At 41.0% G+C, this 19,231-nt stretch carries 18 protein-coding genes; all 18 read left to right on the top strand.

The genetic code is table 11. From position 1 onward, the window contains the following. Window positions 1-95 precede the first annotated feature (95 nt). The 18 genes from CYP05_RS06240 (at window position 96) to ftsH (ending at window position 19,229) form a co-directional block, all read left to right on the top strand. Window positions 96-1,613, top strand: coding sequence for an MATE family efflux transporter (locus CYP05_RS06240; RefSeq protein WP_103642330.1), 1,518 nt, complete (start codon window positions 96-98; stop codon window positions 1,611-1,613). Then, window positions 1,614-2,375, top strand: a complete 762-nt coding sequence (locus CYP05_RS06235; RefSeq protein ID WP_103642329.1) for a glycosyltransferase family 25 protein — start codon at window positions 1,614-1,616, stop codon at window positions 2,373-2,375. Then, entirely contained in the window at window positions 2,376-3,308 is a 933-nt protein-coding gene (locus CYP05_RS06230) for a glycosyltransferase family 2 protein (protein ID WP_103642328.1), read from the top strand. Further along, entirely contained in the window at window positions 3,305-4,363 is a 1,059-nt protein-coding gene (locus CYP05_RS06225; RefSeq protein ID WP_103642327.1) for a glycosyltransferase, read from the top strand. Before CYP05_RS06230 ends, CYP05_RS06225 begins: the two co-directional genes overlap by 4 nt. Further along, entirely contained in the window at window positions 4,360-5,403 is a 1,044-nt protein-coding gene (locus CYP05_RS06220; protein ID WP_103642326.1) for a glycosyltransferase, read from the top strand. Before CYP05_RS06225 ends, CYP05_RS06220 begins: the two co-directional genes overlap by 4 nt. Then, on the top strand, window positions 5,400-6,524 hold the full coding sequence (pglJ, locus tag CYP05_RS06215) for an N-acetylgalactosamine-N,N'-diacetylbacillosaminyl-diphospho-undecaprenol 4-alpha-N-acetylgalactosaminyltransferase (RefSeq protein ID WP_103642325.1): 1,125 nt from the start codon (window positions 5,400-5,402) through the stop codon (window positions 6,522-6,524). The genes CYP05_RS06220 and pglJ overlap by 4 nt, the downstream gene beginning before the upstream one ends. Beyond that, the gene (locus CYP05_RS06210) at window positions 6,517-8,616 is read left to right on the top strand and encodes an STT3 domain-containing protein (protein ID WP_103642324.1); all 2,100 of its coding nucleotides are present in this window, start codon (window positions 6,517-6,519) and stop codon (window positions 8,614-8,616) included. Before pglJ ends, CYP05_RS06210 begins: the two co-directional genes overlap by 8 nt. A gap of 2 nt (window positions 8,617-8,618) precedes the next feature. Further along, complete coding sequence (gene pglA / locus CYP05_RS06205; protein ID WP_103642323.1) at window positions 8,619-9,734, top strand: N,N'-diacetylbacillosaminyl-diphospho-undecaprenol alpha-1,3-N-acetylgalactosaminyltransferase; 1,116 nt, start codon at window positions 8,619-8,621, stop codon at window positions 9,732-9,734. Continuing rightward, entirely contained in the window at window positions 9,727-10,332 is a 606-nt protein-coding gene (gene pglC / locus CYP05_RS06200) for an undecaprenyl phosphate N,N'-diacetylbacillosamine 1-phosphate transferase (protein WP_103612400.1), read from the top strand. The genes pglA and pglC overlap by 8 nt, the downstream gene beginning before the upstream one ends. Beyond that, entirely contained in the window at window positions 10,319-10,909 is a 591-nt protein-coding gene (gene pglD, locus CYP05_RS06195; RefSeq protein ID WP_103612399.1) for a UDP-N-acetylbacillosamine N-acetyltransferase, read from the top strand. The genes pglC and pglD overlap by 14 nt, the downstream gene beginning before the upstream one ends. 49 nt (window positions 10,910-10,958) lie before the next feature. Then, window positions 10,959-12,050, top strand: coding sequence for a UDP-N-acetylbacillosamine transaminase (gene pglE, locus CYP05_RS06190; protein ID WP_103642322.1), 1,092 nt, complete (start codon window positions 10,959-10,961; stop codon window positions 12,048-12,050). Beyond that, complete coding sequence (pglF, locus tag CYP05_RS06185) at window positions 12,051-13,832, top strand: UDP-N-acetylglucosamine 4,6-dehydratase (configuration-retaining) (protein ID WP_103612397.1); 1,782 nt, start codon at window positions 12,051-12,053, stop codon at window positions 13,830-13,832. It abuts the gene before it with no gap. Window positions 13,833-13,834: 2 nt separating this feature from the next. Beyond that, a complete protein-coding gene (locus tag CYP05_RS06180) occupies window positions 13,835-14,731 on the top strand; it encodes a PDC sensor domain-containing protein (RefSeq protein WP_009294679.1) in 897 nt (298 codons plus the stop codon). Beyond that, window positions 14,728-15,339 (top strand): imidazole glycerol phosphate synthase subunit HisH, encoded by a 612-nt coding sequence (hisH, locus tag CYP05_RS06175; protein ID WP_103642321.1) that lies wholly within the window; start codon window positions 14,728-14,730, stop codon window positions 15,337-15,339. The genes CYP05_RS06180 and hisH overlap by 4 nt, the downstream gene beginning before the upstream one ends. Continuing rightward, the gene (gene hisA / locus CYP05_RS06170; protein WP_103642320.1) at window positions 15,339-16,049 is read left to right on the top strand and encodes a 1-(5-phosphoribosyl)-5-[(5-phosphoribosylamino)methylideneamino]imidazole-4-carboxamide isomerase; all 711 of its coding nucleotides are present in this window, start codon (window positions 15,339-15,341) and stop codon (window positions 16,047-16,049) included. The genes hisH and hisA overlap by 1 nt, the downstream gene beginning before the upstream one ends. Window positions 16,050-16,112: 63 nt before the next feature. Further along, window positions 16,113-16,478: a chemotaxis response regulator CheY gene (locus CYP05_RS06165; RefSeq protein WP_002939933.1), complete on the top strand. Its 366-nt coding sequence runs from the start codon at window positions 16,113-16,115 to the stop codon at window positions 16,476-16,478. Further along, complete coding sequence (locus CYP05_RS06160) at window positions 16,478-17,311, top strand: 50S ribosomal protein L11 methyltransferase (protein WP_103642319.1); 834 nt, start codon at window positions 16,478-16,480, stop codon at window positions 17,309-17,311. Before CYP05_RS06165 ends, CYP05_RS06160 begins: the two co-directional genes overlap by 1 nt. Further along, window positions 17,304-19,229, top strand: coding sequence for an ATP-dependent zinc metalloprotease FtsH (ftsH, locus tag CYP05_RS06155; protein ID WP_103642318.1), 1,926 nt, complete (start codon window positions 17,304-17,306; stop codon window positions 19,227-19,229). The genes CYP05_RS06160 and ftsH overlap by 8 nt, the downstream gene beginning before the upstream one ends. The last annotated feature ends 2 nt before the right edge of the window (window positions 19,230-19,231 follow it).

Below are 19,231 nucleotides of genomic sequence, written 5' to 3'. Positions count from 1 at the left end.
ATCAATAAAGCTCACCTTGCCTAAGGGCAGGGTGGCTAATAAATTTTGCTTTTTAAATTTAGCTAATTCGCTAAATTTCAAAGGTTAAAAGTCTAATGCTGATCAATCTAATAAGCTCGATCGTCGTTTTTGTCGTATCAATGGGCATAAATTTCTTTCTTACGCCATTTATCTTAAAAAGCCTTGGCAACGAGGCATTTGGCTTTGTGGGCCTTAGCAACGCCATCGTTAGCTACGCAGCGGTCATAAGTGTAGCCATAAACTCGGTCAGCGGGCGCTTTGTCGCTCATGCGTGGCACAAAAAAGATCTAAACCTTGCAAACACCTACTACTCATCAGTCCTTGTTGTAAATATCTTCTTTTGCGCCGTTGTGGTGGTGCTTAGCTCCATTTTCATACTAAATTTGCAAAGCTTTTTAAACGTCCCTGAAAATTTACTCTTTGACGTGAGAATGACCCTTGTTTTTTACTTTATAAATTTCTGCGTCGGGCTATTTAACGGCGTTTTGACGGTTTGTGCTTTTGTGACAAACAAGCTCTATCTACTCTCCATCAGAAACGCCATCTCAAGCGCGATCCTAGCAGCCCTTATCGTGGCGCTCTTTTTCTTTTTTAAGCCGTTCATTTCATACATCGCCATCTCAGCGCTAGTTGCTAGCCTTTTTGTCTTTTTTAGTACCATTTTTATGTCAGCTCGCATCACGCCAGAGCTAAAATTTAGCCTTAGTAAATTTGACTTTTCTAAGATCAAAGAGCTTCTAAGCTCTGGCATTTGGAATAGCTTTAATGCGCTAAACCGCATACTTTTAACAGGCATGGACCTATTTATTTGCAACATTTTCGTAAATGCAAACGCCACTGGCCTTCTATCAGTTGCTAAGGCCGCCCCTATCATACTGGAGAGCTTTGTAGCGCAGCTTAGCGGTATCTTTGCGCCAAAATTTGTCGAGCTTTACTCTAAAAATTTGATCACGGACCTCATAAAAGAGGCTAAATTTTCGATGAAGGTGATCGCCTTTGTGATGAGCGCTCCAGCTGCATTTTTCGTCGTTTTTGGGCTTGATTTTTACACACTTTGGCTACCTTTTAAAAGCGCAGATGAGGTTAAATTTATCTACAACGTCTCGATGATAACGCTTGTGCCGATTGTGTTTATAAGCTTTGTTTTTTCGCTTTTTAACCTTGATAGCGCGACAAACAAGCTTCGCCGACCAGCCATTGCCAACACCATTCTTGGCGTTAGCACGATCATAGCGCAGATCGCACTGCTTAAATTTAGTGACTACGGCGTTTATGGCATCGTCATCGTCGCAGCTATTTTTTATAGCATAAGAATTCTTGGCTTTGACCTCATAAATGCCGCCTTAAATTTAGAGGTAAAGCTCACCACATTTTACGGGGTTTATTTTAAAAATTTAGCCGTTTTTACGCTTTGCGTGCTTACGATGTTTGCCTGCAAGGACTTTGTGAGCCTAGATAACTGGCTAAAATTTGCTATCTTTGCTGCGATATACGCCAGCGCAGCTTATGTTTTGGGATATTTTTTGTTTTTTAATGCCTTCGAGCGAGGCATAGTCTGGCGTAAAATTTTAAAAAAATTTAAAAGGTCTTAAATGAATGAAATTTACCTGATCTCTTTGGCAAAAGATACCAAAAGGCGCGAGCTTTTGCAGCAGAAATTTGGCTCTTATGATAGCTTTAAGCTAATAGACGCAGTTGATGGCAGGGAGCTAAACGCGAGGGAGTACTATAAGATCATTTCGCCGTCATTTAAAGCTTATGGCAAGGTTTTAAGCCCAGCAGAGGTTGGCTGCTCGCTCTCGCACGTGAAAGCTTATGAGGTATTTTTGGCAAGTGAAGCCAAATTTGCCCTCATCTTTGAAGATGACGTGATAGGGGGTGACCTAGCCATAAAAGAGGCCTTTTTAGCAGCTAGCAAGATGCCTGAAAATAGCGTGCTGATATGTGGCATGCAAGATGGGCTAGAGGGCAGATTTAGCGCCTTTGGTAAAAAGGTAGATACTAGCCTAAGTAAGCCACTTTGGCAGGTATCAAAGCACTCATTTTCAAGCATTTATAGAGCAGGGGCATATGTGCTAACCAAAAAAAGTGCTAGAAATTTGCTAGAAATTCATAAACGTGCGCTTTGCACGACAGATGTTTGGGACTATTTGCTCGGCGTTAATGATATGCAGATGTATTTTTGCGATCTTTTTGCGCACCCAACTGATCTTAGTGGCTCAAACATCGAGGGCGAGCGCCTTGAGAGAGGATACAGCGCAAATTTAAAGGCATACATAAAAACATTTAAATTTATACTTTTCTCAAGGCTTGAAAAGCTTCAAGGCTATGAGAGAATTTTTAAAAGGGGCTAAATGAGCGAGCCATTAATCAGCATCGTAACCGCGACTTACAAGCGTCCAGAGCTTTTAAAAAAGGCCATAAGAAGCGCTCTAGCTCAAAGCTATAAAAATTTAGAAATAGTTGTAACCGACGACGGCGATGACGAGAGTGCGAGTGAAATTTGCAAGAGTTTTAACGACGCAAGGATCAAATTTGTAAAAAACACTGCTCACAAAAAGAGCCCAAATGGCAACAAAAATAATGGCTTTGACAACGCAAAAGGCGAGTTTGTCTGCTTGCTTGACGATGACGACGAGCTTTTGCCAGAGGCGATTGCCCAGTGCTATGAAATTTTAAAAAGTGGCGAGTATTCGTGCGTTTTTGCAGACGCGATCTGCGAAAAAGATGGCGTGTTGACCGAGGTCGTGGCTGGTAGAAGCCCATATAGCAAGAGTGGGGCGATGAGCAAGGTTGATTACCACTGCGGGCGGATAAATGGCGAGTATTTTAAGCTTTTTTCACGTGAATTTATAGATGATTTTAGGTTTGATGAGAGCAGTTTTGGCGGCGAAAATGAGCTTTATATCCGCTTTTTTGAAAAAAATGTCTTCTATCTTAAAAAGCCACTTTACATCTACCGCATCGCAAGAAGCGATAGTGCGACGCTAAATGCTGGCAAGCACGCGCTAAACGTGGCAAACGCTTACATCAAAACAGCAAATTTGCACTACGACATCGCTATAAAAAATGAGCCAAAATTTCTAGCTATGCAGTATAAAAATGCCGCTTACTATGCCAAAATCGCTGGCGAATATGGCCTTATGTTAAGGTGCATCTTTAAAAGTCTTAGCATTAAATTTAGTAAAGAAGCGCTTATATTTTTACTGCTTAGTCCGCTCCCAAGTGGCTTTTTACCGGCACTTTCAAGGCTTAGAGTAAAGATCAAACAAAGGTTTGGCGTATGAAGATATTATTTGTCACATCAACGCTTAGAAGTGGCGGTGCGGAGCGAGTTTGCGCGGTGATCGCATCAAGATTTAGCTTGGATCACGATGTAAGCCTTGTTAAATTTGACAAAGACGAGCCATTTTACGAGCTAGCAAGTGGCGTGAAGCTCATAAATTTAGGCGTTGGGGCTGATGAGCTTGGCTTTGTTGGAAATTTAAAAAAGAGAGTTTCAAAGGTGCTTGCCTTAAGAGCGCTCATAAGAGAGGGTAAATTTGACGCTGTGATATCCTTTTTAGACGCCGTAAATACCTTGGTGCTCTTTAGCTCAGCTGGGCTAAAAACGCCTATAATAATAAGCGAGCACACAAACTACCTTGCGCCAAAAAGGGCGATCTTTAAGGTGCTAAGACGCATTAGCTATCCATTTGCAAACGCACTTAGCGTCTTAAGCGACGAGGATCTAGGATATTACTCGAAATTTTGCAAAAATGTGATGAAAATTTACAACCCACTCTTTGAAGAGGTGCAAAGAGAGAGCTTTGATAAAGAAAATTTAGTCATCTTTGTTGGCAGGCTAAATAAGATAAAAAACTGCGAAATGTTTGTAAGAGTGGCTGCAAGCTTAAAGCAAAGCGGCTATAAATTTGCTGTCGCTGGAGATGGCGGCGAGAGGGCAAATTTAGAAAATTTAGCCAAAAATTTGGGCGCAAATGTCGAATTCTTAGGCAACGTTAGCGACATCGCCTCGCTTTATAAAAGAGCAAAAGTGCTACTCTCTTGCTCAAATTTCGAGGGTCTTGGAAACACCTTGATAGAGGCGATAAACTATGACTGCGTGCGGGTTGCGACGAGAACTAGCGGGGCAAAAGAGCTTATAAAAGATGGTTTTGATGGCTTGCTTTGCGAGATAAATGACGCTGATCAGATGAGCAAAAAGCTTGCAAATTTGCTGCAAGATGAGGCAAAAATGGGCGAATTTGCCAAAAACGCAAGAGCTAGACTTGATGAGTTTAGCGTGGAGCAAATTTATAAAAAATGGCTGGAGCTTTTAAGGCTTGGAGGTGTGAAGTGAAAATTCTTTTTGTCATCGCCGCACTTAGAAATGGTGGGGCTGAACGTGTGCTAAACGTACTTGCAAATGAGCTTTGCAAAGACAATGAGATCACTATCGCCTTGCTTGAAGAGGACCTTGGGCTTTATAAATTTAGTGAAAAGATAAATATCATAAATCTTAATGTGACTGGCTCAGGGTTTGCTTTAAAATTTAAAAAAATCCTCGCTCTTAGAGCGCTTTTTAAGGAGCAAAGGGCTGATCTGATAATGAGCTTTATCGACTGGACAAATGTCGCTTGCGTGCTGGCAAATGCTGGGCTAAGGAGCAAACTAATAGCAACCGAGCATCACGAGCACAGCTATCTAAAAAGTAAGATCGCAAGCGCTATGCGTGATATTAGCTACCGTTTTGTAGATGGTCTAAGCGTGCTAAGTAAAAGCGACTACGACTACTATAAATTTGCCAAAAATCGCGAGGTCATCCACAACCCGCTTTTTATCGAGGTGCCTGAAAATTGCGAGAAGCAAAACGTCATATTAAGCGTGGCAAGGCTGGAGGCGGTAAAGGGCTATGATATCTATTTTGAGGCGCTTAGCAAGGTAGATAAGAGCTTGCTTGATGGCTGGGAGATAAAGATCGCAGGCAGTGGCAGGCAAGAAGCTGAACTGAAGCAAATGGCGTCAAATTTAGGGCTTAACGTCAAATTTCTAGGTCACATGAATGACGTTAGTAAGCTTTATAGCGAGGCAAAAATTTTCACTCTTAGCTCAAGAAGTGAGGGGCTTTCAAATGTGCTAATCGAATCAGGCGCTTTTGGTTGCGCTAGGCTAAGTAGCGACACCGTGGGCGCAAGAGAGCTTATTAGAGAGGGCATAGACGGGCTTATCTTTAAAAATGGCGACGCAAATGATCTAAAAGAGAAGCTTGAGATGCTTTTAAAAGATGAAAATTTAAGGCAAAAACTAGCAAAAAATGCCAGCGAAAGTGTAAATTTATTTAGCAAAGAAAATATCATCAAACAGTGGCGAGAATTTATAAAAAAGGTTGTTAGCAAGTGAAAAAATTAGCCGTTTTTTTATACTCGATGGGGCCTGGTGGGGCTGAGCGAAATGTGGCAAATTTACTGCCATTTTTGGTAAAACGTTATGAAGTTCATCTCATCTTAATGAGCAAGGTCATCGCTTACGAGATCCCAAGCGAGGTGCAGATCCACTTTATAGAAAATAGCGATCCTTACGAGAGCGGACTAAAGAAGCTTGCAAGGCTCTTTTTAGCGATGCCAATGCTTGCCTTTAAGTATAAAAAGCTCTGTCAAAGCTTAAACATCGACACGCAGTTTGTGCTGATGAACCGCCCTTGCTATATCGCTGGGGTTGCTAGGATTTTAGGGCTAAAGGCTAGGCTGGTTATCAGCGAGCGAAGCTGCCCGTCTATCCTATATAAAAACGATCTAAGCGGCAGAGTTAATAAATTTTTACTTACTCATCTTTATAAAAAAGCTGATCTAATCCTTGCAAATGCGGCTGGCAATAAAGAGGATCTGGTGCGAAATTTTGGCATGAGCGAGGACAAGACAAAGGTGCTTTATAACGCCCTTGATCTAAAAACTATAAATTTGCTAAAAGATGAGCCGCTTAAGAGCGAATTTAAGCCATTTTTCATAAACATCGGCCGCCTTGATAGCGGTAAAAATCAAGCCATGCTAATAAAAATAATAGCTTCGATTAGCGACCCTCGCGCCACGCTTGGCATCCTTGGCAAAGGGCCTTTAAAGGATGAGCTGCAAAATCTTATAGACAAATTTGGCGTGGGCGAGCGAGTAAAGCTTCTTGGCACTGATAAAAATCCTTTTAGGCATATAAAAAACGCCTCTTGCTTGCTTTGTGCTTCGCGCTTTGAGGGCTTTTCAAATGTGCTTTTGGAGGCACTAGCGTGCGAAAAAACCATCATCTCAACCGAGCACAAGAGCGGCGCAAAGGAGCTTTTGGGCGATAGCGAGTTTGGCATCTTAGTGCCTGTTGATGACGAAAATGCGATGAAAGAGGCGATGATAAAGGTGCTTAACGAGCCAGAAATAAGGCAAAATTTTGAAAATGTTGCGTATAATCGGGCTAAATTTTTTGATAGTGAAAACATAGCGAGCAAGCTTATAAATTTTTTGGAAAACCCTAATGAATAGAAATTTATTTTTTAAAAATTACTCTTTATACCTTATGATATTTGCCGCAGTCATCTTTGGCATGGTTTGCAGGCTTTACTGGGTCTTTTGGGCGAGTGAGTATCCAGTCTTTTTCTGGAACAACGAGCTGATGATCAGCACAAACGACGGCTACGCATTTGCCGAGGGTGCAAGGGACATGCTGGCTGGCTTTCACCAAGAAAACGACCTTAGCTACTATGGCTATCCGCTCTCGACACTTACTTACTGGATCGTGAAATTTCTAGGTGTCAAGCTTGAGACGGCGATGATTTATATGAGTGTCTTTTTCTCATCGCTTGTGGCTGTGCCTGTTATCTTGATCGCAAATGAATACAAAGTAAAAATGGCTGGCTTCATCGCTGCGCTTCTTGCTGTGATCGCAAATAGCTACTACAACCGCACAATGGCTGGTTACTACGACACCGACATGCTCATCATCACTCTTAGCGTCTTTGTCGTTTGGGGGCTTGTTAGAGTGCTTGAGAAAAAGGACGCAAAGAGCCTGATAATCGCACCTTTAAGCGTGCTTATCTATATGTGGTGGTATATGAGCGCCTTTTCGCTTATTAGCATTTTAACTGGGCTATTCTTACTTTATACGCTCATTTTTGATAGGAAAAATCCACTTTTTTATCTTGAAATTTCGCTGCTTTTACTCGCTATCTCAAACCTTGATCTAACTCTTAAATTTATTGTTGTCATCGTTATTTACGCACTTTGCCTACTTAAAAAAGAGGTGATAAATTTAAAATTTGCTCTTGGCATTTTGGCAATTATCTTTGTTATTTTTGTCATCCGTGGTGGGCTAAATCCGATAATCTTTCAGCTTAAATTTTACGTCTTTAGAGATGCGCCTGAAGTTGGCGGCATGAGCTTTCACTTTTTTAATGTCAATCAAACTATCCAAGAGTCAAGCGTCGTTGATTTTACGCTATTTTGCGAGAGGATCAGCGCAAATGTCATAACATTTTTGATCTCGCTTGCAGGTGTTGCGCTGTTTTGCTACAAGCACCGCTCATTTGCCGTCTCGCTTGGCATGCTTGCACTTGGCTTTTTGGCCTTTAAAAGTGGCCTTAGATTTACCATTTATGCTGTGCCTATCATGGCACTTGGCTTTGGCTACTTAGTAGAGTTTGTGCTTGCAAATTTAAAGCTAAAAGGAGCCGTGCTAAATCTCATAAGAGCCTTCATAGCGGCTCTTGTGCTTGCTCCAGCGCTCATTCACATCTATGGCTACAAGGCCGAGCCAGTCTTTGTAAATAAAGAGGTTGAAATTTTAAATAAGCTAAGAAGCATCGCAGGACGCGAGGACTACGTGGTTGCGTGGTGGGATTATGGATATCCGATTAGATATTACAGCGATGTTAAGACACTAATTGACGGCGGAAAGCACCTTGGGCGTGAAAATTTTGCCGTGAGCTTTGCGCTTGGAAGCGACGAGATGAGCTCGGCAAATATGGCAAGGCTCGATGTCGAATACACTGAGCGAAATTTCAAAGAGCACTTTAATGGCAACTTGGCTCAAATTTTAAAAGATAGAAATTTAAGCGTCGATCAGTTTTTTAGCGAGATAAAAGAGGCAAATTTTAGCCTACCAGCAAAGAGCAGAGAGATATATTATTACCTGCCAGATAGGATGCTTAGCATCTTCCCGACCATTTTACAGTTTAGCAAGATCGATCTAAAAAGTGGTAAAAACCTAAACAATGGACTTTTTATAACCACAAGAGCGATCTCACAAAGCGAAAAGGGCATTAGGCTAAGTGGTGGATTTACCCTAACAAGTGATGTCACAAATTTGATCTATGATGGCAATGTCTTACCACTAAGATCTTTTATAGAGACCGACTACAACGAGGCTGGCAAGCTAAACGTAAAAGAGTATAAAAATAATGAAAGCTCAAACATTTCTGTCATTTTTATGAGGGATTATGGTAGATTTATCATCCTTGATGAGAGCATTTTAAATAGCGCCTACATCCAGCTTTTCGTGCTTGAAAGATACGATCCAAAAGTCTTTGAGCCAGTCATACTTGATGGGGCGGCAAAAGTTTATAGGCTAAAGAGGTAGAGATGGCAAGGATAGGATTTTTAAGCCACGCTGATATGAGCATACACTTTTTTAGACGCCCTATAATGCAGGCTTTAAAAGATATGGGGCATGAGGTTTTTGCTATCGCTCCAAAAGGAAATTTCACTAATGAGCTTGCTAAAAGCTTTCACACCATCACCTACGAGCTTGACAAGGCGAGCCTAAATCCGCTAACCGTGATAAATAACTCAAAAAAACTATCTCAAATTTTAGGCGAGCTAAATTTAGACCTGCTGCAAACTGGCGCTCACAAGTCAAATGTCTTTGGCACATTTGCTGCTAAAAACGCTGGCATAAAGCACGTGATAAATTTGGTTGAAGGCCTTGGCAGCTTTTATATCGATGATGATATTAAGACAAAGGCCGTGCGTTTTGTCATGGAGAGCCTTTATAAGCTCTCTTTTGCAAAGGCTGATGCTTGCATCTTCGTAAATGACGCGGATCCAGACTATCTAATCTCAAGAAATTTGATAGATAAAAGCAAGGTGTATCGCATAAAAAGTGTCGGCGTCGATACTGCTAAATTTGACCCAGCTATCACGCAGGCAGCTGACTTGGGTGAAAAAAAGGTGGTTCTCATGATCGCCAGAGCCATGTGGCACAAGGGCGTTCGTGAATTTTACGAGGCAGCAGAAATTTTAAATGGCTACAAAAACTGCGAATTTGTCTTTGTGGGCGAGGGCTTTGCTGGTAATAAATCAACCGCAGACGAGAGCTTTTTAAAAGGTGGCAAGGTGCGATATCTTGGCGCTAGAAACGACATACCACAGCTTTTAAAAGCTTCTTACTTGCTGGCTTTGCCAAGCTATAAAGAGGGCTTTCCAAGAACGGTTTTAGAGGCGATGAGCATGGCTAAAGCAGTCGTTGCAAGCGACGTGACAGGCTGTAATGAGGCAGTAAAGGACGGCTACAACGGACTTTTATGCAAGGTAAAAGACGCAAGTGATCTTGCTAGTAAGATAAAAATTTTGCTTGATGACGAAGCGCTTTGCGCTAAACTTGGGCAAAATGGCAGAGACTGGGCAGTTAGTGAATTCGACGAGAAGCAAATCGCGAAAAGATATATAGAAATTTATAGGAAATTTATAGATGTATAGAAATTTTTTAAAGAGGGTGATTGACATTTTGGGGGCTTTGTTTTTGCTTATTTTAACGTCGCCCATCATCATAGCAACGGCGATATTTATATATTTTAAGGTAAGTCGTGATGTCATTTTTACACAGGCAAGACCAGGACTAAATGAGAAAATTTTTAAAATTTATAAATTTAAGACGATGAGCGATGAGCGTGACGCAAATGGCGAGCTTTTGCCAGATGATCAGCGTCTTGGTAAATTTGGCAAACTGATCCGCTCACTTAGCCTCGATGAGTTACCACAGCTCTTTAACGTGCTAAAAGGCGACATGAGCTTCATTGGACCAAGGCCGCTTTTGGTCGAGTACCTACCCATCTATAACGAAACGCAAAGGCACCGCCACGACGTGCGCCCTGGTATCACGGGTCTAGCTCAGGTAAATGGCAGAAACGCCATAAGCTGGGAGAAAAAATTTGAATACGACGTCTATTACGCTAAAAATTTAAGCTTTATACTTGATGTAAAGATCGCTTTGCAGACCATCGAAAAGGTGCTAAAACGAAGTGGTGTCAGCAAAGAGGGGCAGGCTACGACGGAGAAATTTAATGGCAAAAACTAAGAAAATTTACATCTACGGAGCGAGTGGGCATGGGCTTGTGATCGCTGACATCGCTAGAGATAACGGCTATGATGAGATAGCTTTTTTAGATGATGCTAGTGAGTGTAAATTTAGCCCAGAGCTTGAAAAAGCTGACATCATAATAGCCATAGGCGATAATAAAACAAGGCAAAAGATCAGCCAAAAGGTCGAGGTCGCTGGCTTTGAGATAGTAAATTTGATCCATAAAAGTGCGGTTGTGAGCGAGAGTGCTGTGATAGAAAAAGGCGCAGTGGTCATGCCAAATGCCGTGATAAACGCAAAAGCTCGCATAAAAGAGGGCGCTATCATAAACTCTGGCGCGGTGATAGAGCATGAGTGCGTGATAGGCAAATTTGCTCATATCAGCCCAAATGCAGCCCTTGCTGGAAATGTGAGCGTGGGTGAATTTACGCACGTTGGCATTGGCTCAAGCGTCATTCAAGGCATAAGTATCGGCAAGAACTGCATCATCGGCGCTGGAAGCGTGGTCGTTAGAGATATAAAGGACGGCATAAAGGCGTATGGCGTGCCTGCATGTGAGCGCGCTAAGATATAAATTTAAAAATAAGTGCTAAAATCGCCAAAAAATCACGAAAGGTATGAAAATGGATAGGGTTTTTTTATCTCCACCAAATATGAGTGGAAAAGAGCAGGAATATATAAAAAAAGTTTTTGAAAGCAACTACATAGCGCCACTTGGCGAATATGTCAATAAATTTGAAGATAGCATAAAAGCTTACACTGGTGCCAAAGATGCGCTTGCACTATGCGCTGGAACTGCGGCACTTCACCTAGCACTTCGCGTCCTTGGCGTAAAAGAGGGCGACTTTGTGCTAGCTTCTAGCTTTACTTTTATGGCTTCAGTCTCGCCGATACTTTATGAAAAGGCAACTCCAGTTTTCATCGACTGCGACGAGAGCTGGAATTTAAGCCCAGAGCTACTTAAAAAAGCGATCTCAAATTTGCCTAAAAAGCCAAAAGCGCTAGTCGTTACTCATCTTTACGGACAAGCTTCAAAGATGAAAGAAATTTGCGAAATTTGCCAAAACGAGGGCATCGCCTTGGTCGAAGATGCAGCCGAAGCGCTTGGTGGATTTTACGGCGGCAAGGCACTTGGCACATTTGGCGTGATGGGTGGATATAGCTTTAATGGCAACAAGATCATCACTACTTCAGGTGGCGGTATGCTAGTTGGAGATAGCGAATTTGTAGAAAAAGCTAGATTTTACAGCACGCAAGCAAGAGAACCTTTGCTTCACTACGAGCACAAGGACTATGGCTACAACTACCGCTTAAGCAACGTCCTAGGCGCTATTGGCGTGGCTCAGATGGAGGTTTTAGAAAAGAGAGTCGAGCAAAAGAGAAAAGTATTTAAAATTTATGAAAAAGAGCTTGGCGATATTTTAGAATTTATGCCAGAGCTACCAAATTCTCGTGGCAACAGATGGCTCACAACTGGCGTTTTTGCTAAAAAAGATGCACATTTAAAAGTTATAAAAGCACTAGCTGATGCAAACATCGAGAGCCGGCCACTTTGGAAGCCTATGCACTTACAGCCTGTCTTTAAAGGTGCGTTAAGCTTTGTCGATGGATATAGCGAAGATCTATTTTCAAGAGGAATTTGCTTGCCAAGCGGCAGCGATATGAGCGAGCAGACACAAGAAAGAGTGATAAAAATAGTCAAGGAAAATGCGTAAATGTTTCATGCAACGAAGTTAAAAAGGCTCGTATTTTTCCTTCTTGGCGATGTTTTTATATTTGTTCTTTCGATATATGCGGCTTATCTTTTAAGATTTAACGCCGACATCCCAGATATCTACGTGCAAGGGCTTTTTGTAACGGCTGGCTTTTTGATCGTATTTAAGCTCTTTTTTATGTGGATGTTTAAAATTTACAAGGTGCCGTGGAGATTTTTTGGCTTAAATGAAGCACGTAAAATTTTCCTAGCTCACGTTTGCGCGGCGATTTTATTTACGATCGTATTTTTCATCATACAAGATTTTTTAAATCCTTACCCAAGAAGCGTCATTTTTATCGATCTTCTCATCTCGTGCCTACTTATCGGGCTTTTGAGAATTTCAAAGCGTATGGTGCTTGACTTTTCAAACAGACCTCACAAGGGTGAGCCTTGTATCGTTATAGGCGCGACCTCAAAGGCGCTTCATGTCTTGCGCGGCTTAAAGCAGGGATACCTTGACTACTACGCAGTTGGCGTGGTAGATGGCAGAAGCGACCTTGTTGGCACATATTGTGATGGATTTTTAGTTCAAGATAAAAAAGATATACCAAGCCTTATAAAAGACTACGACGCAAAGACTGCTATCATCGCACTAGCGCTTGATCAAGACGAGCTTCAAGCTTTAGTTGATGAGCTAACTGGATATGGCATAAGAGATATGAAGCTCTTTTCGCTTATCGAAAATGAGCCGATCAAAGATATCTCGATCGAAGATTTGCTCGCTAGAAAGCCAAAAGACCTTAATCCAGAAGCCATTTCAAATTTCTTAAAAGATAAAAAAGTGCTTGTCACTGGAGCTGGTGGCAGCATAGGAAGCGAAATTTGTAAGCAGTGCTTGAAATATGGCGTAAGTGAGCTTATAATGGTTGAGCACAGTGAGTTTAACCTTTATAAAATAGGCGAAGATACAAGAGATAAAAGAACTGTTAGCAAGCTTGTAAATATCACAAATTTAAAAGATTTTGAAGAGGTTTTTGAAGAATTTAGACCAGAGATCGTCATCCACGCTGCAGCCTACAAACACGTGCCACTTTGTGAGCTAAATCCTCGCTCAGCAGTTGAAAACAATATCCTTGGCACAAAAAATGCAGTCGATCTTTCTAAAAAATATGGTGCTAAGAAATTTGTCATGATCTCATCAGACAAGGCAGTGCGCCCAACAAACATAATGGGTACAACTAAGCGTGTTTGCGAGCTTTATGCGCTAAATTCAAATGAAGCAGGCGTGTGCGAGATAGTTTGTGTGCGCTTTGGTAACGTCCTTGGCTCAAGTGGCTCAGTCATACCTAAATTTAAAGCACAGATCGCTGCAAATAAGCCACTAAGCGTCACTCACCCAGAGATCACAAGGTATTTTATGCTTACGTCTGAAGCGTGCCAGCTAGTCCTTCAAGCGGCCTCTATCGCAAAAGGTGGAGAGCTTTTCGTGCTTGATATGGGCGAGCCTGTTAAGATTGTTGATCTTGCTAAAAAGATGCTTCTGCTTTCAAATAAAGAGCATCTAGGCATTGAATTTGTAGGACTTAGACCTGGCGAGAAGCTTTATGAGGAGCTGCTTATCAACAAAGATGACGTTCAAACTAAGTATGAGTCGATCTTTGTGACGCACTCACAGCCTTATGATCTGACCCTTTTAAATTCACAGATAAATGGGCTTTTGCAGCTTGAAGATGACGAGGTAGCACCTGCTCTTAAGGTGATCGTGCCAGAGTTTAACCATGCATTAAATTTAAAAGGCTAGTTTTGGTTATAAAAGATATTAAGAGATTTAGTGACACGAGATACAAGGCAAGAGCGTATATCTGCTATTTGTTTAGTAGAAATTTACCAAACAGACTGCCTGGAGTCTGCTTAGAAAACATAAAAGCTGGCTTTGATAAGATCAGCCACGAGATAGAAAATTTTGATGCACTATACATTTTAGACGAAAATGGCATACAGATCGAAGACTCGATCAGCCTAAATGAAAAGTATAAAATCCCAAAAGGCGAAAACCGCGCAAATAAAGCCTACTACTACACCGCTGTGCGCGAGAAAAGGTGCGTTTTAAGCGATCCATATCCATCAAGTCTAAATGGAGGTTTGTGTGTCACAGCAAGCGTGCCTATATATAATGAAAAAAATGAGCTTAAATTTATCGCTTGCATTGACATAAGCCTAGAAAATATCCTAAATATGGTCGATAGCGGCTTTGTCGAGGAGCATTTTGGTAGATTTTTAAAGACAGTCTATGCGCTCTTTTGTGCATCGCTTTTTATGATCTGTGCATTTTTATTTTGGCACGGCGTAAAGAGCTTTATCTCAAAGAGCATCGAGCATATAAATGTCGAAGAAATTTTTGAATCAACCATCATTTTAACGCTGGCTCTTGCCATTTTTGACCTTGTTAAGACGATATTTGAAGAAGAGGTTTTAGGTAAAAATCACGAAGAAAATAGCGTTATTTATAAGACAATGGTGAGATTTATCGGCTCTATCATTATCGCACTTGCGATCGAGGCGCTCATGTTAGTCTTTAAATTTGCTATCACTGCACCTGAAAATATCATAAACGCTATCTATCTAATAGGCGGTGTGGCTATGCTAATGGCGGCACTTAGCTTTTATCTCTTTAGCGTAAAAAGACAAGAGAACAGATGATCGCTATTATTGATTATGGTGCTGGAAACATCAAAAGCGTGATAAATGCTTTTAAATTTCTTGGGCATGAGTGCGTTTTACTAAGCGAGCCCAAGAGTTTAAAAGAGCACTCTTACATCGTTTTACCAGGTGTTGGGGCATTTGGCGAGGCGATGAAGAAGCTCAAGATTAACGGCATGGATGAAGCGATAAAAGAGGCTGTAAAAAATGGAAAAGCCTTTATAGGAATTTGCCTTGGTATGCAGCTTTTGTTTGAAAAAAGCTTTGAATTTGGCGAGCATGAGGGGCTTTCTCTTTTGCCAGGCGAGGTTGTTAAATTTGATGAAGCTAAATTTGATAAACCACTAAAGATCCCACACGTTGGCTGGAGCACACTCGAGTTTAAACAAAATAGCCCTTTAAGATTAGGATTAAAAGAGCTTGAGTATTTATACTTTGTGCATAGCTACCATGTAATCTGTGATGATAAATTTGCGCTTGCAAAGACAACTTATGGATATGAATTTACAAGCGCGGTGCAGCATGAAAACGTCTTTGGTTTTCAGCCTCATCCAGAAAAAAGTCATGAGGTTGGGCTTAAAATTTTAGAAAATTTTGCGAGGTTGTGATGGAAATTTTCCCAGCGATAGATCTAAAAGAGGGGCAGGCAGTTAGGCTTAGCAAAGGGCTCATGCAAAGTGCTAAAATTTATAGCAGTGAGCCAAGCGAGCTTGCTAAGAGGTTTGAAGATTACGGCGCAAAATGGCTGCATGTGGTCGATCTTGACGGAGCATTTGCGGGAGAAGCTATAAATTTTAATACGATCGAAAAGATAGTAAAAGCTACAAATTTAAAGGTGCAAGTGGGCGGTGGCATAAGGGATGAAGAGCGTATAAAGCGCTATTTGGACCTTGGAGTTAGCAGAGTGATCCTTGGCTCAGTTGCGCTTCGTGATCCAGAATTTACAGCAAAAATGGCTGAAATTTACAGAGTCGTAGTTGGCATAGATGCCAAAGATGGCTATGTGGCAGTGCAAGGCTGGGGCGAGGTTTCAAACATAAAAGCAGTCGATCTTGCAAAAAAATTTGCAGATGTGGGTGTAGAAGCTGTGATTTGCACCGATATTAACAAAGATGGAATGCTTGGCGGAGTTAATGTTGATTTTAGCTTGCAAATAGCTAGAAGCAGCAAGCTTGAGACCATAGCAAGTGGCGGTGTGAGCGATATAAACGACATTTTGGCACTTAAAGAGACAAAAGAGATAGCTGGAGTGATCGTTGGTAAAGCTTACTATGAGGGACGACTTGATTTAAAAGATGCTTTCAAACAAGTTGGCTAGCGTTAAAGCTTTTATAAATTTTAATTAGCTAGAATAGGGCAATTTTTACTAAAAGGATATTATGTGAAGATTTTGGTTGTAGATGACAGCTCAACAATGAGAAGGATCATAAAAAATACTTTGCAAAGGTTAGGACATCAAGAAATTCTTGAGGCTGAGCACGGGCTTGAAGCTTGGAATATCTTGACACAAAACGAGGGTATTGAGGTTCTTATTACTGACTGGAACATGCCTGAGATGAATGGTCTTGAGCTTGTTAAAAAAGTAAGAGCTGAGCAAAAATATGTTGATATGCCTATCATAATGGTAACAACAGAGGGCGGAAAAGCCGAGGTTATAACAGCTTTAAAAGCAGGTGTTAATAACTACATCGTTAAACCTTTTACGCCACAAGTTTTAAAAGAGAAGCTTGAAGACGTTCTTGGTTAATGAAAGATAAATTTTACGAATTAAGCATCAAAACATCAAATTTTTATGATGAAATTTTAGAGTTAGTTTTTTCTTTTGGGGTCACCTGTGTAGAAGAGCTAGATCATGAGATCATCATCAGGGAAGAGTATGATCTAAAAGATATAGCTTGGGGTGTCGAAGAGTATGCAAAAGGGCTCTCTAGCGTTCGTAAAATTTCAAATGATTTAAAAATTTCTCTTAATTTAAAAGAAAATAAAGACTGGCTAGGCGAATATAAAAAAGCAGTTAAGCCTATTTTGGTTGATAAAATTTATATTAGACCTAGCTGGGAAGAGCCACTTAGTGGCGTAACAAATATCATAATCGACCCAGCTCTAGCCTTTGGCTCAGGGCACCATGAAAGCACAAATTCTTGCTTGCAACTTTTACAAAAATATGCAAAAAGTGGCGATAGCGCTTTAGATGTGGGATGCGGAAGCGGGATATTAAGTATTGCATTAGCAAAGCTTGGCTGCAAGGTCGATGCCTGCGATACAGACGAGCAGGCCACGCAAAGCTCGCTAAGTAACGCCCAGCTAAATGAGGTTAAATTTAATAAAATTTGGACAGGATCTATTGCAAATTTAGAGCAAAAATATGATATCGTCGTAGCAAATATCATTGCTGATGTCATTTTTATGCTCTCAAATGACTTGAAAAAATCGCTTAAAAAGGGCGGCTATTTAGTATTGTCTGGAATTTTGAACAAATACGAAGATAGGATTAAAGATACGTTTAAGGATTTGGAGCTAGTTGAGATAAAACAGGCTAATGATTGGGTTAGCTTTGTTTATAAGGAAATGGATGAATAATCAAAATAATAACCAAAATAATGGCGATAATAACGGGTTTTTCAACAAAAATCCCATCTTTATCTTTGCTATTTTTGCGATAGTTATAGTTCTAGCTTTTAGAAGCTTTAGTGGCGACGGACTAGGCGGTACTTTTGGGCTTGGCAACAACGCTCAAAGCAAGATGATAGCTTATTCTGAATTTAAGGATATGCTAAAAAATAAGCAACTAAATGAAGTTGCGATATCTGAAACCACGATAAAAGGCGTTGGTAATGACAAAACCATCTACCTTGCAAAGCGCATAAACGATCCAACGCTCATTGGTATACTTGAGCAAAACGGCATAACTTACAGCGTTTATAGCGAAAATAACTGGTTTGGAGATCTTATATTTTCATGGATCATACCGGTGTTTATATTTTTTGCTATTTGGATGTTTATTGCTAGTCGTATGCAAAAGAATATCGGCGGTGGCATACTTGGCATAGGAAGCGCGAAAAAGCTTATAAATTCTGAAAAACCAAAAGTTAAATTTGACGATGTTGCAGGCGTTGAAGAGGCAAAAGAAGAGGTTCAAGAGATAGTTGATTATCTAAAGAGCCCAGATAAATACCTAAGACTTGGAGCTAAAATTCCAAAAGGTATTTTGCTAGTTGGCCCTCCAGGTACTGGTAAAACGCTTCTTGCAAGAGCTGTTGCAGGCGAGGCTAGCGTGCCATTTTTCTCTATGTCAGCATCAAGCTTTATAGAGATGTTTGTTGGCGTTGGCGCAAGTAGGGTTAGGGATCTTTTTGAAAATGCAAAAAAAGAGGCCCCAGCGATTGTATTTATAGATGAGATCGATGCGATCGGTAAGAGCAGAAATTCTGGTCCGATGGGTGGCAATGACGAGAGAGAGCAGACGCTAAATCAGCTTCTTTCTGAGATGGACGGCTTTGATGCGGACAAGTCGCCAGTCATCGTCATAGCAGCTACAAATAGACCTGAAGTTTTAGATGCTGCACTTTTAAGACCGGGTAGATTTGACAGGCAAGTGCTTGTTGATAAGCCTGATTTTAAAGGACGTTGCGACATCTTAAAAGTTCATATGAAAGATGTGAAAATCGGCAAAGATGTAAATATCGAGGATATCGCAAGGCTTACCACTGGTTTAGCAGGTGCTGATCTTGAAAATATCATAAATGAGGCGGCACTTCTTGCAGGACGTAAGTCAAAGACTTTTGTCGAGCAGGCTGATCTAGTGGAGGCTGTCGAGAGATCGATAGCTGGTTTAGAGAAAAAATCACGCCGCGTAAATCCAAAAGAGAAAAAGATAGTCACTTACCATGAAAGCGGCCATGCCTTGATAGCTGAGCTAACAAAAGGTGCAAAAAGAGTGACAAAAGTCTCAGTCGTGCCGCGCGGTCTTGCAGCGCTTGGCTATACACTAAATACGCCTGAAGAGAATAAATTTATGATGCAAAAGCATGAACTACTTGCAGAAGTAGATGTGCTTTTGGCTGGTAGAGCTGCTGAAGAGGTCTTTATAAAAGAGATATCAACTGGAGCTAGCAACGATCTAGAGCGTGCGACCGATATCATAAAAGCTATGGTTAGCATGTATGGTATGAGCGATGTCGCTGGTCTTATGGTACTTGAAAAGCAACGCGCAACATTTTTAAATGGCGGACAAAGCATAAAAGACTATAGCGACAAAATGGCTGAAAAGGTTGATGAGTTTGTAAAAGCGCTTCTTCATGAGAGATATACAGCTGTGCTTGGTCTTCTTGAAATTTATAAAGGCGCCATTGAAAACATGGTCTCAGCACTTTATGAAGAAGAGACTATCGAGGGAAAAAGAGTTAGAGAGATCATCAAAAACTACGAAGAAGAAAATGGTCTTGAAAGTAGGCTTATAGAGCTTGAAGAAGAGGAAAAAGGCAAAAAAGAGGAATAAAA

The sequence above is a fragment of the Campylobacter concisus genome (genome assembly GCF_002913545.1).
GTDB classification, from domain to species: Bacteria; Campylobacterota; Campylobacteria; order Campylobacterales; family Campylobacteraceae; genus Campylobacter_A; species Campylobacter_A concisus_AV.
The sequence above is the reverse complement of the archived record's forward strand: the minus strand, read 5'-3'. Positions and strand labels throughout refer to the sequence as shown.

Coding starts and splice junctions, on each gene's coding strand:
- CYP05_RS06240 (WP_103642330.1), top strand. CDS start 96: ATGCTGATCAATCTAATAAGCTCGATCGTCGTTTTTGTCGTATCAATG.
- CYP05_RS06235 (WP_103642329.1), top strand. CDS start 1,614: ATGAATGAAATTTACCTGATCTCTTTGGCAAAAGATACCAAAAGGCGC.
- CYP05_RS06230 (WP_103642328.1), top strand. CDS start 2,376: ATGAGCGAGCCATTAATCAGCATCGTAACCGCGACTTACAAGCGTCCA.
- CYP05_RS06225 (WP_103642327.1), top strand. CDS start 3,305: ATGAAGATATTATTTGTCACATCAACGCTTAGAAGTGGCGGTGCGGAG.
- CYP05_RS06210 (WP_103642324.1), top strand. CDS start 6,517: ATGAATAGAAATTTATTTTTTAAAAATTACTCTTTATACCTTATGATA.
- pglA (WP_103642323.1), top strand. CDS start 8,619: ATGGCAAGGATAGGATTTTTAAGCCACGCTGATATGAGCATACACTTT.
- pglC (WP_103612400.1), top strand. CDS start 9,727: ATGTATAGAAATTTTTTAAAGAGGGTGATTGACATTTTGGGGGCTTTG.
- pglD (WP_103612399.1), top strand. CDS start 10,319: ATGGCAAAAACTAAGAAAATTTACATCTACGGAGCGAGTGGGCATGGG.
- pglE (WP_103642322.1), top strand. CDS start 10,959: ATGGATAGGGTTTTTTTATCTCCACCAAATATGAGTGGAAAAGAGCAG.
- pglF (WP_103612397.1), top strand. CDS start 12,051: ATGTTTCATGCAACGAAGTTAAAAAGGCTCGTATTTTTCCTTCTTGGC.
- hisH (WP_103642321.1), top strand. CDS start 14,728: ATGATCGCTATTATTGATTATGGTGCTGGAAACATCAAAAGCGTGATA.
- hisA (WP_103642320.1), top strand. CDS start 15,339: ATGGAAATTTTCCCAGCGATAGATCTAAAAGAGGGGCAGGCAGTTAGG.
- CYP05_RS06160 (WP_103642319.1), top strand. CDS start 16,478: ATGAAAGATAAATTTTACGAATTAAGCATCAAAACATCAAATTTTTAT.
- ftsH (WP_103642318.1), top strand. CDS start 17,304: ATGAATAATCAAAATAATAACCAAAATAATGGCGATAATAACGGGTTT.